This is a genomic window from Halobacillus sp. A1, assembly GCF_024189295.1.
Taxonomy (GTDB): domain Bacteria; phylum Bacillota; class Bacilli; order Bacillales; family Halobacillaceae; genus Halobacillus_A.
Window position 1 is genome coordinate 1 of sequence record NZ_JAIZEN010000037.1, and the last position, 16,846, is coordinate 16,846.

15 protein-coding genes and 1 riboswitch are annotated in these 16,846 nt (G+C 44.3%); of the genes, 10 read left to right on the plus strand and 5 right to left on the minus strand.

The window, feature by feature from the left end; translation table 11 throughout:
• Positions 1-452 precede the first annotated feature (452 nt).
• Positions 453-728 carry a hypothetical protein gene (locus LF817_RS19235; protein WP_253937432.1) on the plus strand — a complete coding sequence of 92 codons (276 nt, stop codon included), beginning with the start codon at positions 453-455 and terminating at the stop codon, positions 726-728.
• Positions 729-807: 79 nt separating this feature from the next.
• On the opposite strand, the gene LF817_RS19240 is transcribed toward LF817_RS19235, so the two are convergent.
• Genes LF817_RS19240 through qoxA form a run of 5 tightly spaced genes read right to left on the minus strand, consistent with a single transcriptional unit; the run spans position 808 to position 5,008 of the window.
• Positions 808-1,041 carry a hypothetical protein gene (locus LF817_RS19240; RefSeq protein WP_253937433.1) on the minus strand — a complete coding sequence of 78 codons (234 nt, stop codon included), beginning with the start codon at positions 1,039-1,041 and terminating at the stop codon, positions 808-810.
• Positions 1,042-1,071: 30 nt separating this feature from the next.
• Complete coding sequence (gene qoxD / locus LF817_RS19245) at positions 1,072-1,473, minus strand: cytochrome aa3 quinol oxidase subunit IV (RefSeq protein ID WP_253937434.1); 402 nt, start codon at positions 1,471-1,473, stop codon at positions 1,072-1,074.
• A gap of 1 nt (position 1,474) precedes the next feature.
• A complete protein-coding gene (gene qoxC, locus LF817_RS19250) occupies positions 1,475-2,080 on the minus strand; it encodes a cytochrome aa3 quinol oxidase subunit III (protein WP_253937435.1) in 606 nt (201 codons plus the stop codon).
• 1 nt (position 2,081) lies between these two features.
• The gene (gene qoxB / locus LF817_RS19255) at positions 2,082-4,019 is read right to left on the minus strand and encodes a cytochrome aa3 quinol oxidase subunit I (RefSeq protein WP_253937436.1); all 1,938 of its coding nucleotides are present in this window, start codon (positions 4,017-4,019) and stop codon (positions 2,082-2,084) included.
• A 17-nt stretch (positions 4,020-4,036) separates the two neighbouring features.
• The gene (gene qoxA, locus LF817_RS19260; RefSeq protein WP_253937446.1) at positions 4,037-5,008 is read right to left on the minus strand and encodes a cytochrome aa3 quinol oxidase subunit II; all 972 of its coding nucleotides are present in this window, start codon (positions 5,006-5,008) and stop codon (positions 4,037-4,039) included.
• A gap of 379 nt (positions 5,009-5,387) precedes the next feature.
• Positions 5,388-5,566: riboswitch (Lysine riboswitch) on the plus strand.
• 129 nt (positions 5,567-5,695) lie between these two features.
• Between qoxA and dapA the strand changes: the two genes are divergently transcribed.
• From dapA to LF817_RS19305, 9 genes are all read left to right on the plus strand, one after another.
• Positions 5,696-6,583: a 4-hydroxy-tetrahydrodipicolinate synthase gene (gene dapA, locus LF817_RS19265; protein WP_253937437.1), complete on the plus strand. Its 888-nt coding sequence runs from the start codon at positions 5,696-5,698 to the stop codon at positions 6,581-6,583.
• Between the two features lie 966 nt (positions 6,584-7,549).
• Complete coding sequence (locus LF817_RS19270; RefSeq protein WP_253937438.1) at positions 7,550-8,752, plus strand: M20 metallopeptidase family protein; 1,203 nt, start codon at positions 7,550-7,552, stop codon at positions 8,750-8,752.
• On the plus strand, positions 8,752-10,053 hold the full coding sequence (locus LF817_RS19275) for an amidohydrolase (RefSeq protein ID WP_253937439.1): 1,302 nt from the start codon (positions 8,752-8,754) through the stop codon (positions 10,051-10,053). Before LF817_RS19270 ends, LF817_RS19275 begins: the two co-directional genes overlap by 1 nt.
• On the plus strand, positions 10,046-11,290 hold the full coding sequence (locus LF817_RS19280) for a M20 family metallo-hydrolase (RefSeq protein ID WP_253937440.1): 1,245 nt from the start codon (positions 10,046-10,048) through the stop codon (positions 11,288-11,290). Before LF817_RS19275 ends, LF817_RS19280 begins: the two co-directional genes overlap by 8 nt.
• Positions 11,287-12,591, plus strand: coding sequence for a hypothetical protein (locus LF817_RS19285; RefSeq protein ID WP_253937441.1), 1,305 nt, complete (start codon positions 11,287-11,289; stop codon positions 12,589-12,591). The genes LF817_RS19280 and LF817_RS19285 overlap by 4 nt, the downstream gene beginning before the upstream one ends.
• A gap of 98 nt (positions 12,592-12,689) precedes the next feature.
• Entirely contained in the window at positions 12,690-14,216 is a 1,527-nt protein-coding gene (locus tag LF817_RS19290) for an AbgT family transporter (RefSeq protein ID WP_253937442.1), read from the plus strand.
• Positions 14,217-15,047: 831 nt separating this feature from the next.
• Positions 15,048-15,527, plus strand: coding sequence for a divergent PAP2 family protein (locus LF817_RS19295; protein ID WP_253937443.1), 480 nt, complete (start codon positions 15,048-15,050; stop codon positions 15,525-15,527).
• 212 nt (positions 15,528-15,739) lie between these two features.
• Positions 15,740-16,021 (plus strand): hypothetical protein, encoded by a 282-nt coding sequence (locus LF817_RS19300; protein ID WP_253937444.1) that lies wholly within the window; start codon positions 15,740-15,742, stop codon positions 16,019-16,021.
• Positions 16,022-16,089: 68 nt separating this feature from the next.
• A complete protein-coding gene (locus LF817_RS19305; RefSeq protein WP_253937445.1) occupies positions 16,090-16,452 on the plus strand; it encodes a hypothetical protein in 363 nt (120 codons plus the stop codon).
• Positions 16,453-16,846: the final 394 nt, after the last annotated feature.

Consider the following 16,846-nt stretch of genomic DNA (forward strand, 5'->3'; position numbering starts at 1 on the left):
TGCTTCTTAAATTCATCTGTAAAGTTACGGCGATTCCTTGGGGTCATGTGTAGTCTCCTTAATTGAAATATTTAGTAAAGTGTAACTCACCTTAACGAAACTGTCCAAATAAGTGTAGCCTATCCAGGCTTGCCGTCTTCCCCGCGGAAAGCGAGCTATTTCCAAGACCCCATTTCTCTAATCAAAAATCACGAAACTCTCTTGCACATTTACAAATAAAAACTACCTGTCTCTATACTAAACCACAACAGCTTAAATGAGAATTATTTTTGTCATGTGCTTCATGGGATGGCTGTATGCAAAAGAGGGTTAGCACCAGGCTCATATGGGGTAGAATAAAAATAAATAACTATTTGTGAACATTATGTGTCTTTTTTAAGAATTTTTTGTTACAATAAGAACAAAGATAAGTATGCGCTTACATTTTATTTTCACCAAAGGAGTTGTATGATATGGATATCGTCATGGTTTTCCTTTTACTTTCAACAGTTACACCTTTCTTGTTTATAAAACTTAAAAAATTACCTTTAGCGATTCTGCAGTCTGTTCTGCTCGTTGGAATGTGGATGTATTATTTCCAAGCTGTATTTAATGTAGCACCGCCGACACTTTCACCACTATGGCTGATTTTTTACGCGGGTCTTTTCGTCTCCCAAATCGGCTGGATCATGTTCATCATCTATGTGGTTAAAACGCAAGAAGAAAAACTGCAAAAAAGCTACCAATAAAACAGTCTCCCCCTAAATGGAGAAAATATATAAAAGCCCGCTGCCTGAAGATCAGGCCAGCGGGCTTTTTGTGGAACATTTATCTATTGAACAAAGCTTTTCCTTGAACAAGCAGTAGTTGTAGGATCGCTTGTGAGAAAGCGAAGGCGGCAATTGCATAAAGTAAAGGCTTCGGTGAATAACTTGAATAAACAGCTCCCCATAATGAGAAGGCAGTCAACATAATACAGAGCATAAAACCGACGATATATTTGCTAGGAAGCTCAGGGGCATATTGACTCTCCTGATTATTCACTTTTTGATTAAATTCCAACTACATCACCACCAAATTTATTTAAAAGCTCTAGTGACCTTCGTGCTCTCCATCGCCTTCCATATCCATATCACTGTGGTCTCCGCTGTCCTGCTGCTCGTGCTGTTCATGGTTCTCCCCATCATGGTCGTGGGTGAACCCGAATGACATAACGAATAGAGAACCTGCCACAAGAATTGCAGCCAATACTGCACCATGGAACATCATGTTCCAAGGCACGTGACCATTATGACTGTCTGATTCAACTACGTGCATAAACATGAACAGCTGTATTCCAGCTTGAATGACAGCGAGAATCATGATGCTTGATATAATCCACATCGTTGATAAATTGGATCCTAGTGCCGTCCAGGCAGCTAGTAATGTCAATGCGATGGATAAAGCAAAACCGATAACGTGCTGAGTGGGGATTCGTTTATTATGATCTGTCATATTAAACCACCATCCCAATCAAATAGACACTTGTGAAAATAAAGATCCACACGACATCTAAAAAGTGCCAGTACAATCCAATAACGAAGAATTTACGGCTCGTCTTTGGAGTGAGACCCCGCTTCGCTAATTGAATAAGAAGCAGGATGACCCAGCCGATGCCGAGGGTTACGTGTAATCCGTGAGTTCCGGCCAGCGTGAAGAATGCGGACCAATAAGCACTGGATTGCATAGTAGCACCTTCGTGAGCATAATGGATAAATTCATAGATCTCAAAGCCTAAGAATGCTGTACCGAGAACTAACGTCACAATCATCCAGTTTCTTAAAGCTTTTGCGTTGCCTCTTCGCATTTCGTGAATAGCCAGCCCGCATGTAAAACTACTTGTCAGAAGCAGGAATGTCATAATCAAGACAATACCTGGTTCAAACAATTCCATTGGAGGCGTTGAATCTGCCGTCCTTCCGAATAATACAGCATAAGTGGCAAAGAGTGTCGCAAACAATACGATTTCTGCGCCCAGGAATATCCAGAAACCGAGAATGGTCATTTGATCTTCCTGTCTTCTATATTCCAAAGGGCCTGTTTTCAGTTCATGAGAACTCATATTATAACCCCCTTGCCGAGCGTTCTATACGCTTGATTTCATCTACTTCAACGTGGTAACCCTCGTCATAATCAAAGGAACGCACCACCATCATGATGAGTCCGCCGATTAAGAAGGCAATCGCCATCCACATCCATTCAAATACAAGACCGAAGCTTGCAAAGAACAGGAATGCCATCATGATAATTGGCTGCCCAGTGTTATTAGGCATATGAATAGGTTCAAGTTTATCTTCTTCAAATGTAGTTCTGCCTTCTTCTTTCAACTTCACATAGGCATCCTGGCTATCAATTTCAGGCAAGGTTGCAAAGTTATAGAACGGTACAGGAGTCGGCGTCGCCCATTCTAGCGTACGACCATCATCCCAACTGTCTCCAGACTTTTCACGCTCGCTGTAACGATAGCTGTAAAGGATACAGAAAACAAAGATTGCAAAACCTATTCCCATTCCGAATGCGCCAATTGTAGAAATGATGTTCAGCGGCATCCATTCTGGAATGATCGTAAATACACGACGCGGCATTCCGTCTAAACCGACGAAGTACTGCGGGAAGAAACAAACATGGAATCCGATTACGAAAAACCAGAAGCTCCATTTTCCGATTCTCTCATTAAGCTTGTGTCCGAACATTTTCGGATACCAGAACACGAGCCCTGAGAAACAGGCGAATACAGTACCTGCAATCAATACATAGTGGAAGTGAGCCACTAAGAAATAGGTGTTGTGGAACTGATAGTCCGCTGACGCCATTCCAAGCATTACACCGGTGACTCCGCCGATGACGAAACTTGGAATAAAGGCGAGCGCCCACATCATAGCCACTGTGTTTTTAATTTTTGATTTATATAAGGTTCCAAGCCAGTTGAATATTTTCACACCGGTCGGTACCGCAATCAGCATGGTGGAAATTGAGAACACTGAGTTTACAAAGGCTCCGGCACCCATTGTAAAGAAATGGTGTACCCATACTACGAAACTCAAGCCGGCAATCAAAATGATCGCCCACACCATGGCTTTATAACCAAATAACTGCTTTCGAGCAAACGTGCATATAACTTCAGAGAAGATCCCGAATGCAGGCAGAATAACAATGTAAACTTCAGGGTGTCCCCACATCCAGAACAAGTTCGCCCACATCATCGGCATTCCTTCACCCGTCAGCGTGAAGAACTGTGCTCCGAATATGCGGTCAAGTGTCATAAGAGCTAAAGCGACAGTCAAAATCGGGAAAGCAAATACGATAATGAAGGATGTAATCAGAGTTGACCAGGTAAAAATCGGCATCTGGAACATTTTCATTTTCGGAGCTCTCATTTTTAAAATCGTTACCATCAAGTTAATACCAGTCGCTAATGTACCGATACCTGAAAGCTGTAAGCCCATCAAGTAAAAGTTCTGACCTGGACCTGGACTCATCGCAGCACCAGCTAGTGGTGTATAACTTGTCCATCCAGCGTCCGGTGAGCCACCGATAACGAAAGATATGTTGAACAACATGGCACCAAATAAGAATGACCAGAAACTAAGGGCATTCAAATAAGGAAAAGCAAAGTCCCTTGCTCCAATTTGTAAAGGGACAACTATGTTCATCAGTCCAATTAAGAATGGCATCGCCATAAAGATAATCATGACCGTGCCGTGGGTCGTAAATATTTCGTCGTAGTGCTGGGCGTTTAAAAAGTTCATGTTCGGAAACGCCAACTGTACACGCATCATCATTGCGTCTACGCCTCCGCGGAACAACATGGCCAGGGCACTAAGAATATACATAACACCTATTTTTTTATGGTCAACGGTTGTCAGCCACTCGCGCCATAACCATCCCCACTTTTTAAAGTAAGTCAAAATGAAAAGGATAGCTATAGTTACGAGGGCAATGGATACCATCCCCCCGTAAATGAGCGGTTCGCCGGTTACGAAAAATTCATCTAATTGCATGTGTTCTCACCTTCTTTCTATTCTACTGAGCTTTCATGATCGTCATCATTTTCTTCATCCATAAAGTCTTCTGCTTCCTGATCACTATATAAGTGCATCAAATCACCATACAAGTCGTAATGACGTTCTATGGCATAGTCGCGGCCATCATTCGTGCCATGATCAACAAATTCCAAGTGTGTAGAAGAATATTCGGCTTCTACCGTAAGTCCTGGTTTAAGCAGTTCATCATATTCCTCCTGCGTCAACTCTGGCGCACTGGATTGGGTTTCTTCTACCCAGCTGTCATAGTCCTCTTCGCTTTCGGCGTAAACCTCAAAGGTCTGCTTCGTGAAGCCTTCACCGTTAAAGTTAGAGTTTCTCCCGTCATAAACGCCTTCTTCATCCGCTTGAAGATACAGCGTATTTTCCATGCCGGCCATGTTATACTTCTGACCGCCTAAACGCGGAATCCATAAGGCTGTCATAGCATCAGCAGAGGAAAGCTTGAATTCAATCGGACGATCTGTCGGTATGTGAAGATAATTGACTGTTTCTATGTTCTCTTCAGGGTAGCTGAAGAACCATTTCCAATCTGCCGTGGTAGCATAAATGACTAAAGGCTCTTTCTGTTCTTCGCCTGCAGTTGCCTCAGGAGGCTTCTCTAATTCGAATAACGAATCCACCGTTGGAATACTGAGAGCGATGACAATAACGAAAGGAATAACGGTCCAAACTATTTCAATTAAGTTATTCCCGTGCATGTGAGGGTCATAGTCGCTTTCCTTTCGACCCGGACGGTTCTCGCGGTACCTGATGACCATAAAGGCGAAGGCACCAAACACGACAACAACGATAAACAGCATGAATATAATAGAATACATGATAAGGTCGTATTGAGTTTGAGCGACTGGCCCTTTTGGATCGAGAACAGCCAGTTCACACCCACTTAAAAATAAAACAAGGCTAAGTGGAACTAAAGCCAATCCTTTTTTCATAAGTTGTTTCATGCTTTTCACTGAGGATTACACTCCTTTTCTTTGAATATTTAAAGGCACAATGGCTTTAATTATACATAATCACTGCCATCAGTATAGCAAAAAAAGTAGATTATTAGATAAGCTTGGTAGAATTGTCACGGAAACATCACACTTTTTTCGATTTTTTGTCGCAATTCATTCACTAAATTGTAAAATAAAGACAACAAAACCTATTATTTGTCATATTAAAAATGGACAATATAACTATACTTATCCCGCTGCGGCCGAAATCAAACCAATGTTAGAACACAAGCAGTGATTATTCGTAAATTCCATGCGTTCTCTTGTGTTTGCATTGAATTTCTGTTATAGTTCAACCAATTAAATATTTCTCCTTCAATCTATTTGGAGCGAGGATAGAGGTGCAAATACCATCAGTACATAATGGGAGGATAATGAGATCCTGGGAACATTGTGGAAAGGGGCATTTGCCGAAGTGGAAAGAGTCTCATTCTCTTGAAACTGGTTCTGCTTTTGAATAAATACAGGACTGTCATATGGGTAACTGTATGGAGGGCTATCTGGTGTAGGAACAATTTTACGTTTAACTTTGTTTCTTCAACAACAGCGGACCCTTCGTTGTTGTTTTTTTGCGTTTATGGCTTATGGTCCTGTCACCTCTACATTTAAAAAAATTTTGCAAAAGGGTGTGGAATTATGAATTTCGGACAAGTCTTGACCGCCATGGTGACTCCGTTCGACCAAAAGGGTGAAATCGACTTCAATGCCACGAGAACTTTAGTGAATCATTTAATTTCCAACGGTTCAGATGGGTTAGTAGTCGGAGGCACAACAGGCGAATCGCCTACATTGACTTCAGAAGAGAAAATTGAATTGTTCCAGTTTGTTGTAAAAGCTGTTAACGGAAGAGTACCTGTCATTGCAGGAACGGGTTCTAACTCTACAAAAGCTTCCGTAGAATTGACAATTCAGGCAGAAAAAACAGGTGTCGATGCCATTATGCTCGTCGCTCCTTATTATAATAAACCATCTCAAGAAGGGCTGTTTCAGCACTTTCAGACGATTGCTGCATCCACTTCTCTTCCTGTGATGCTTTATAACATTCCTGGGAGAAGCGTCGTGAACATGAGTCCTGATACGATCGTTCGTTTATCAGAAATCGAGAACATCGTATCTGTGAAAGAATCAAGCGGTGATTTAGATGCTGTTACGGAAATCATCACACGTACATCAGATGATTTCACAGTATACAGCGGCGATGACGGCATGACGCTGCCGATTCTAGCTATTGGTGGAAACGGCATAGTCTCAGTCGCTTCCCATATTATCGGAAATGAAATGCAGCAAATGGTCCAAAGCTACCAGACGGGCGACGTACAATACGCTGCGGCCGCCCACCGTAAATTACTTCCGATTATGAACGCGCTTTTCGCTCATCCTAGTCCTTCTCCTGTGAAGGCTGCTCTGAATATGAAGGGTGTACCGGTTGGAGATGTACGACTTCCAATGCTTCCTTTAAACCCTGAACAGATGAAAGAGCTTGAGAAATTCGTCCCTTTGGACAGAATTGAAAGCGTCGGATAATGCTATGAAAGCCCTGAAGGACTTGTCCCTTCAGGGCTTTTTTCTTGGATAAAAGTTAAATTGTGGAAGACTCAGTTTCGAGACGTCTGGGCTGTTTCCGTTATGTTTGACAGTAGGTAGAGCTCCGGGAAATGACTCTCTTTCCGTGGGAGCGCAGTGAGCCTCCTCAAGCTAACGCTTTCCGGGGTCTCACCAAGCACTCTTTTCCCACAGGAGTCTCGCCATTTCCCGGAGCTATTTGCGATGATTAAGTGGAACGGAAACTTCCGTTGCTGTTACAAATTGAGGACAGACCTATTAAAAGCTTACTATTGTGGCTTCGTAACAAGTGTCCCATGCTGAAAACTTCTTTATAGAAAGCAACATTTCTATGTGTCAGGATAAGTGGAAGTCACTCTTTCTGGAAAATGGGGTTCGTTCATTCTATTTCGACTGGGGTGGTTGGGGAGCTGGGAGACTCCTGTTGTAAAAGCGGAAGAGCTTTTCTCAGCGGCGTATGGACTGGACTGAGCTGACGGAGATAAAGGAAACACGAAGAACGGAGTGATTCGATGTTGACTTATCGTACAGAAGTGAAGGAAGTCTCAGTAGCCGCTAAGCGCTGGAGCTGGATAGTCTCCCTATGATGTTTATGAACGGATTCACGCCATAGACTCCGAAAATTGCAAACGATTAAGGGTCTCTATATCTGCTATATGGATGTATGAGAATGTCATATTCCCTCCAATCAACTACTGCAAGGGTGAACGCATATTATTAGTTAAAACACTCACAATATGAAACATCCCAACTAACGCTCCCCCCTAACACTAGTGTTCATCACACTTCAAATCCCTTCCCCTGGTCAATTTAGAAAGAATTTTCTAAAAATTTCGTCGAAAAAGGGTGATTTTTTTATTTTTTCTGTTATACTACTATTAACGGAACATTAAAGGAAATTTTCCTTAATTAAAAGGAGGTTCTTTTTTGAATACCATCAAAGACCTAGTCACTTCTATTGAGAACAACATTATAGATATTCGCAGAACCTTACACAAAAACCCTGAATTAAGTAATGAAGAACACCATACCTCTTCATTAGTTAAGGAGAAGCTCAGTGAGTTCGGCATTGAATGGCAGGACGGATTTGCACAACATGGAATCCTCGGCATCATTAAAGGAGATCTCCCCGGCGGGACGGTGGCGCTGCGGGCCGATATGGATGCTTTGCCAATCCAGGAAACCAACCACCATGAGTGGGTGTCCGAAAATCCCGGTAAAATGCACGCCTGCGGACACGATGCCCACACTGCCATGCTTTTAGGGGCAGGATATGCACTTCAGAACATGAAGAAGGAGATCAGCGGAACTGTGCTGCTCATCTTTCAGCCGGCGGAAGAAAATTCTCCACACGGCGGCTCAAAACCGATGATGGATGACGGTGTATTTGATGAATACACGCCGGATGTCATTTACGGACAGCACGTCTGGCCCAGCCTTCCTGTTGGACAAGTGGGGATTCGCGATCGAGAAATGATGGGAGCGTCAGACCGTTTCAAGGTAACCATCAGAGGAAAAGGCGGCCATGCCAGTATGCCTCATGACGGCAACGATGCACTGATCATTACGAATCAAGTCATCTCAAGCCTCCAGACCATCGTCAGCCGAAGCGTCAACCCGCTTCATTCCGCTGTCGTTACGATCGGAAAGATCGAGGGCGGCTACGGGTACAACGTCATCCCGGATCAAGTCACCTTCGAAGGTACAGTTCGGACATTTAACCCCGATATCAAACAACTGGTCAAAAAAAGGTTCCACACCATTATCGAACAAACCGCTGATGCTTTCGAAGGCACCGCGGAAGTGGAATATTTGGATGGCTACCCGGCTACGATCAATACGCCGGAATGGGCGCAGCAGGCCAGGTCCACAGCCAAAAATCTATTAGGAGAAGATGCAGCTCCTTCCCTTGACCCTGCATTGGCAGGCGAAGACTTCTCCAGATATTTGTTACAGTATCCCGGAGCCTTTATCTGGCTCGGAACTCAAATAGAAGATTCTGAGAATCAGAAGCCGCTTCACGATCCAGGTTTTAAATTGAACGAAAAGGCTTTGCCGATTGGCAGTCAGTATTTGGTTCAAGTAGCACTTGATACGCTTCTAACCCTTTCTAAAAAGGAGGAAACATGATGGCTGCTGAAGATTTTATAAAAAGCATTCAGCCCAAGCTGACCGAATGGCGCCGTCATTTTCATAAAAATCCTGAGCTCGGGTTCATGGAATACCGTACAACCTGCACCATAGGAAAAGAACTGGAGCAGCTAGGCTTCAAGATATATGCAGGGAAAGACGCTTTAGATAGTAAGTCACGTTATGGAGTCCCGCCTTTAACCGACCTTAAAAACCAGGAGCAGCAAGCAAAGGACTCAGGAATCGATACCGAATGGGCAGAAAAAATGCACGGAGGCCATACAGGTCTGGTGGCGGTTTGGGATACACAAAAACCCGGCACTCATGCTGCCTTCCGTTTTGACATAGATGCCCTGCCGATTGAGGAAGCGGAAGATGAACATCATTTTCCTTATCAACACAACTTCACATCCAATGAAAAAGGTATCATGCATGCCTGCGGTCATGACGGCCACACAACAATTGGATTAGGCTTGGCTCATTACATTGCGGCGCATCACGATGAGTTGAACGGTAAATTCACCCTGTTGTTCCAGCCGGCGGAAGAAGGTGGACGCGGAGCGAAAGCGATGACCGATAAAGGGTGGCTCGAGGGTGTCGATACTTTTTATTCCGGACACATCGGTATCCACTCTCTGCCTGTAGGTACAATTGCCGCTTCAACGAAGGGATTTCTCGCCTCCTCAAAGCTGAATGTTCAGTTTAAAGGGCAGTCTTCTCATGCGGGCATGAAGCCTGAGGATGGACGCAATGCTCTCTTAGCAGCTGCAACAGCGGCTGTCCAGCTTTATACGATTCCACGGCACAGTGATGGAGTCAGCCGTATAAATGTAGGAAAGCTGATTGCGGGCAACGGAAGGAACATCATTTCCGACCGGGGCTATTTGGAACTTGAAACACGGGGAGAAACACAGGCGATCAACCGCTTCATGCAAAAAGAAGCGAAGCGGATGATCGAAGCAGTTGCATCGATGCATGATACAAAAGCAGTGATCGAATTTGTCGGGGAAACGGAAGAAATGGTGTGTGACGAAGAACTCGTTCCTTTTATAACGGAAGTTGTGCAACCGAGTTCTTTCATTAAAGAAGTTCAGCCAGTCGCATTTGTTTCCGGTTCCGAAGATGCAAGCTTTATGATGAATGCCGTTCAGGCGCAAGGTGGTCAGGCTACGTATATGCTGTTCGGTACTCAATTACCCGACAACCACCACTCCCCTGCTTTTGATTTTGAAGAAGATGTATTGACCGTTGCTGTCGATACGTACATCCATATTGTGAAAGGAGGAAATTCGATTGCATGATTGGCTGAATCAACACTTATTAAAGCTTAACCTTACAGATGAAATGGATTATGTAAATGGTTTTACAAGGTTGAGTTACACGGAAGAAGAAAAACAATCCCATCAAGCTTTTATAAAAATCGCCGAGGAACTCGGCTTACACATTCACACCGATCAGGCAGGCAACGTCTGGGCCACATGGAAAGTGGACGACGAAGCTCCTACTGTCGCAGTTGGCTCTCACGTAGATACCGTCAGTTCCGGCGGAGGATATGACGGTGTCGCGGGCGTCCTCACCGGTCTCGCAGCGATCAAAATATTAAAAGATCAGGAGTTCCAGCCCGCGAAAAACATGACAGTGATTTGCTTTGCCTCAGAAGAATCTTCTCGGTTTGGCGTATCAACAATCGGGAGCAAAGCCGTGTCCGGAATTTTAAACAAAAAAGAAGTTGAAGATGTCACAGACGTCGACGGCATGTCGATTAAAGAATCCGTGGAAGCTTTTGGATTATCCTGGGATTGTATTGAACAAGCGGAGCAGCCTGTTAAGGCACTTGAGAGCTTTATAGAACTTCATATTGAACAAGGAACACAAATTGAAAATAACGAAGCGGACATCGGAATTGTCCGTGGAGTCGCCTGCCCGATCCGTCTGCAAGTGACGGCTTCTGGAATGGCCAACCACACAGGCACCACCCCGATGACAAATCGCGTCGATGCTTTTGCAGCTATCGCCCCTCTGATCACTTTCGTTGAAGAACAAGCCAACGAAATCAACAGGGAACATAAAACACCGCTTGTGGCGACAGTGAGTACGGTGCAGCTGCAACCAAACGCAATGAACGTCATTCCTGGGGAAGTAGTACTTGGCATTGATATTCGCAGCGTAGAGGATTCCCTGAAAGAAGAACTCGCTGCACGTATTCAGGCTTTCTGTCAAAAAATCGAGGAAGATCGCGGGGTGAATGTAGATATTCATACACTCGTCAACAATGAGTCCGTTTTTCTAAACCCTGCGATCCACGAGAAGCTTACTAATGTGACGGAATGCCTTAAATTAAAGCCATTTACAATGGACAGCGGTGCCGGGCACGATGTCATGAACATGGCCCAGAAATGGCCGTCCGGACTTATTTTCATCCCATGCCAGGAAGGGGTCAGCCATCATCCGAAAGAATTCTCAACACTCGAAGATCTGTCAAAAGGATCACATGTTATCGCTGAATATCTGCGTGAGGAAACGAGGCGTTGGGAATGAAGACGACGATCGGCGTCATCGCCCCTCATGACTCGCTTGAACGGATCATGTATGTAGCCGAAGAATTCGATCATATATCGTTCAAGCCTTACCCTTACGAACAGCTTGATGAAGTAAAAGACACCCTGTTGAAACATCGCTATGACGTCGATCAGTGGTTTTTCTCCGGTGTGCTCAACTACACGTACGCAATGGACCAACACTTAATTACCGAAGAGGAAGGAGCTTACCCCCCTCTTCACGGATCCAGTTTCTTCGGCATCCTATTAGAAGCTCAATTGACAGCCAACCAAGTATATAGGCGGGTAAGCATAGATACGATTGCAACTGAAGAATTCGATAAAATACTCTCATACTATAAACTTGATAATCTGACCCACTACAACCACCCATTTGAACGAAGCAAAAGCCCAGAAGAAATCATTCAATTCCATACTGATCTATACGAAGCGGGCCAAACGGAAGTTGTCATTACATCAATCAAAGACGTCTATCTGCAATTGAAAGCAAAGCAAATACCCGTTTACCGCGTGACACCATCTTATTTATCCATCAAAATGATTATCCAGTTTTTAGAAGAACGTGCACAATCCAACCTTTATCGGAATTCCCAAGTGGCGATCATCGGATGCCGTATGCAGATGAATCCGAATCAGCCTGAAGACGTCACTTATTCTTTCAAAACCAAGTTCCAGGAGCTTGATGTCCGAAGACAGCTGCTCTCCATCGCAGAAAAAACGAACGGGTCGGTCATGCAGATGGGTGATGGATTGTTTTTCATCTTCACGACCCGCGGCGAACTGAGCAAGGAATCAGAAGCCGATTTGTTCACCTTGATTGATGATATCCGTGCGCAGACGAACCTGCAGGCCAAAGTGTCCATAGGTTTCGGCGAAACGGTATTACAGGCGGAACAGCACGTCAGCCTCGGCTTTCGCAGCTTAAAAGATTTTGAGAAACCGATGATTCTCGTCGTTGATGAAAACCAATCGATTTCCCTCAAACAGAAAGAAGACCAGATCGTCTATCAAACCACTGAACTTGGACCGACTTGGAAAAAGAGAATGAAAGACGCTAATTTGAGTCCGGGAGTCGTTTCTAAGATCTTGGCTTACGCCAAGCAGTATGGGAGGGATCAGTTTTCTTCACAAGATTTGTCCAGATGGTTGAAAAGCACAGAGAGAAACGGCCGCAGGATCCTTTCTGAAATGGAACGGGTCGGTATCGTGGAACAAGCCGGTGAGTCCCAATCCGGAGAACGCGGACGACCTCGCAAAGTGTATCAGTTTGTCCCACAGTAACTTTTTGAAAAAAAGAGAATGAAGGTTACTGGTGAATTTTTAAATAAAAACGGAAGATTAAAGGAAATTTTCCAAAATCAGAAGGAAGGGTGAAAAATATGAGTAAGACGACTGAAGAAAAAAACAACAAGGGAATGGCGAGATTTTTAAATGGAGTTGAGAAGCTCGGGAATAAACTGCCAGAGCCATTTATGCTGTTCGTTTATCTGGCTGTATTCACAATCTTCTTTTCATGGATCGTATCGTTATTCGGCGTATCCGTCGAAGAACCAGGTACAGGAGAAGAAGTAGCAATCAAAAGTCTGGTGTCCGGAGAAGGGCTGGAATATATACTAACTTCCATGCTCGATAACTTTACCGGCTTTGCACCGCTTGGCCTGGTACTTGCTATGATGTTAGGTATCGGACTTGCCGATAAAGTCGGTCTTCTTGAAACAGCTATTAAGAGCACAATTTTAAAAGCGCCTAAATCGTTAGTCACATACGCCATTATCCTGGTAGGGATTATGGGTAACCTGGCCTCAGATGCCGCGTTCGTCATCGTCCCTCCTTTAGCTGCCATGGTGTTCTATACAATCGGACGTCACCCGCTTGCCGGTCTGGCTGCCGGGTTCGCAGGTGTAGGTTCTGGTTTTACTGCCAACTTCATCATTACAGGAACAGACGCCTTGCTGGCTGGTATTTCTACTGAAGTTATGGAAGGTTTAGATTCCAGTATTGTTGTTACCCCCGTTGATAACTGGTACTTCATGATCGCTTCCGTTGTCGTATTATCTATTACGGGCGCACTCATCACTGAAAAGATCATTGAACCGCGCCTCGGAAAATATGAAGGTGAAGGTGGAAGTGAGCTTGAACAAGTGACAGAGCTTGAACAAAAAGGTTTCCGCAATGCTATCATTACCGGAGCAATTTTCCTTGCTGTACTGGTCGCAGCAATTGCTTGGCCGAACTCTGCATTAAGAAGTGAAGAAGGCGGACTCGTACCGTCGCCCTTCCTTGATGGTATTGTTCCGATTATCTTATTCTTCTTCATTGCTATAGGCATTGCCTACGGGGTTACAGTGAAAAAGATCGAATCTACCAATGACATTTCCGGTTACATGGGCAATGCTATGAAGGATATGTCAGGATTTATCGTATTGATCTTTGCTGCCGCTCAATTTATCGCTTACTTTGATTGGACAAACATCGGAACGTGGGTAGCTGTCAGCGGAGCGAATACGCTGGAAGCTATGAATATGACAGGACTTCCGATCGTTGTTGGTTTCTCCATCTTAACGGCATTCATGAACCTGTTGATTTTCAGCGGATCCGCCCAGTGGGCTTTGGAAGCTCCTATCTTCCTGCAAATGTTCTATTATTTAGACTACCACCCTGCGTTCATCCAGGCTGCTTATCGTATTGCTGACTCATCGACGAACATCATTACGCCGATGAACCCATATATCATTGTCGTTCTCGCCTTTATGAGGGAATACAACAAGAAGGCTGGTCTTGGAACGTTAATTTCATTAATGCTTCCATATAGCGTTATCTTCTTCGCCATCTGGATTGTGCTGCTTCTTGTTTTCGCGATCTTCGGCATTCCTTTTGGACCTGGAGTAGATATGTATATCAACTAATTCTTATAAAAATGCGAGTCTCTTTGAGAGGCTCGTATTTTTTCGATTTCACATCAATTGCTTTGTTGATTTTTTCATTTAAGCTCCTTTATCAGGAGTACTTAATTTCGAGACATAATGGGAGTATGGGGCTGCAGGAAACGATTCGCTTTCCGTGGGGCGGGCGCTGAGCCTCCTCGAGCTTCGCTCTCCGGGGTCTCACCTGTCCCGCTCATACCACAGGAGTCTCACGTTTCCTCCCGCCCCTCTGCCTAATAAGTATCTCGAAACCGCTTCAAGGTAAAGCAAACATATGCTGATTCTCACAGAACTGGGATATAGAAAACTGAGCTATCGGAGATAAAGGACACAAGTTGAACGAAGTGAAGGAAGTCCCACTAGCCGTAAAGCGCTGGTACTGGGCAGGAACTGGAGTTTCACTATTTTCTCATCCACCATACGATTGGAAGGTACGGAAACCATAATCAAGTATTGAATCATAATTTTGCCACTAATATTTAAGAAATTTATTATATTTAGTGATTTCGAGATGCACCTATATAGTGAGGGCGGTGGGGAATGGGAAGAGAATGCTTGGAGAGATCCCGCAAGACGGGACGTCCGAGGAGGCTCATCGCACGCCCACGGAATGCTATCCGTTTCCCGGAGCTCCTAACCCACTCAAATATCTCGAAGCTAAGCCTTCCCCTACCCTGCCATTTGATTGAAAAACTCTCTCTCCTAAAGAGAATTCCGTTCTTATTAGAAATTGATTATATATTGAATAAAATACTGCGAGAAGGGTATCAAACAAAAAGGAGATTATAAAAGAGATAAACGGAGGGAACTAGTATGAACCGCGGAATTATGACATCCATATCAGCCATCGCACTTGCACAAGGTTTGAAAATTTTGACACATAAAAAAGTATCAGGGAAATGGTCGCTGAAACCCATCATGCAAACCGGCGGCATGCCAAGCTCCCACTCAGCAGGCGTAGCCTCACTGGCAAGCTACGTAGCCGCTAATCGCGGGACGAGACATATCGAAACATCTATAGCTGTGGTCTTCGGTTCGATCGTCATGTATGATGCCCAGGGTGTAAGGAGACATACAGGAGAAATCGCACGTCTGGTCAATGACCTGGAGGATAATATCGAAACAATATCCGGCGATTTTCCAAGCTTAGAATTTGTGAAACGAGAAAAAGAGCTGAAAGAGCTGCTCGGACACCAGCCATTAGAAGTTCTGGTAGGGGCGTTATTCGGGATTTTTTATGGACTGGCGTCAGCAAGGCTTGAAGACCGAAAACAAGATCAAATCGAAGCCTGATTCTCTTTATGAGCGTCAGGTTTATTTTTTTGCAAGCTATGTTCAAGGTGGTTTTTGATGTTCAAATGAGCGTTATTTAGCAGAGCCTTTTCATAAAGGATGATGATGGTGAGAAATAAATTTGGTTTTTTAATCTTTACCTATTTGGGCTAGGGGCAGCCGTCTGGGCATTTTATAGAGCATCTGTCGCAGAAAATCATTTGGGGCTGACTGTGAACACACTTGCAGGTTTCTTTCTTCTGGCACTCTTTCAATATATGTATAAAGATTTTAAGAAAACCGAGGAAGAGAAACAAGCACGCTGGCACAAGACCAGGCAGAAAGGGCTGTGGCCATACGTCATCACTCGTGGAGTGCTTGGCTGGGGTCTGGTTGTGGCGTTAAATATATGGGCTCTCGACACCGATTTCACAGAAGATGGTGTGTACAAAAATCTATTTTTCTACCTGAGCATATATCCTGTACTCGGCGTGTTCATTGGAGGGAAGTTTTGAAAGGACAATGAAAAAAGATATTTTGACGACTCCTGACACATATATTTATGAAAAAGGAGCGCCGTAAAATGAAAATTTTTCTCTTGTTTATGCTCCTCCCTCTAATAGCCGGATGCAGCGATACTGATGATGAAAAAACCGAATCGTTTACAACCTTCATTGATCAGATTGAGGACGACACTTTTTTAGTGAACTGTACCCCTCAAATTTATGATGACGATAGAGAAGTGCTGATTCCATGCCTCGTCAGTCTTGCAGAGGACGCTGTTGTGGAAGATGATGACGGCCAAGAGATTTCGCCGGACCATTTAGAAGCCCATCAAGAGGTGAAATTATGGTTAGACCCTGCTGTCAATATCACGGACGACAACCTTTCGATTACTGTCAGTAAGGTGGTTATAGAGAGTGAGCTTCCTATTAAAGATGAGTAGTGAATATTTCTCAGGAAGGCTCCGCTAAATTTCCGTGTTGATATTCATATACGCTCCCTATAGTGGAAGACTCAGTTTCGATACATTCTGCCTGTTTCCGTCATAAAAATAGAGCTTGAAGGGCCGGGAAATCACTCGCTTTCCACGGGCGTACGGTGAGCTTCCTCGGGCTAACGCCCTCCGGGATCTCACCATGTACTGTTATCCCATCTCTTACACGTCAATTCGTCTAGAGCCGTAAATCAGTTCATAAGCCTTAGGTGGGACTATCCAGCTCCAGCGCTTAGCGGCTACTGAGACTTCCTTCACTTCTGTACGATAAGTCAACATCGAATCACTCCGTTCTTCGTGTTTCCTTTATCTCCGCCAGCTCAGTCCAGTCCATACGCCGCTG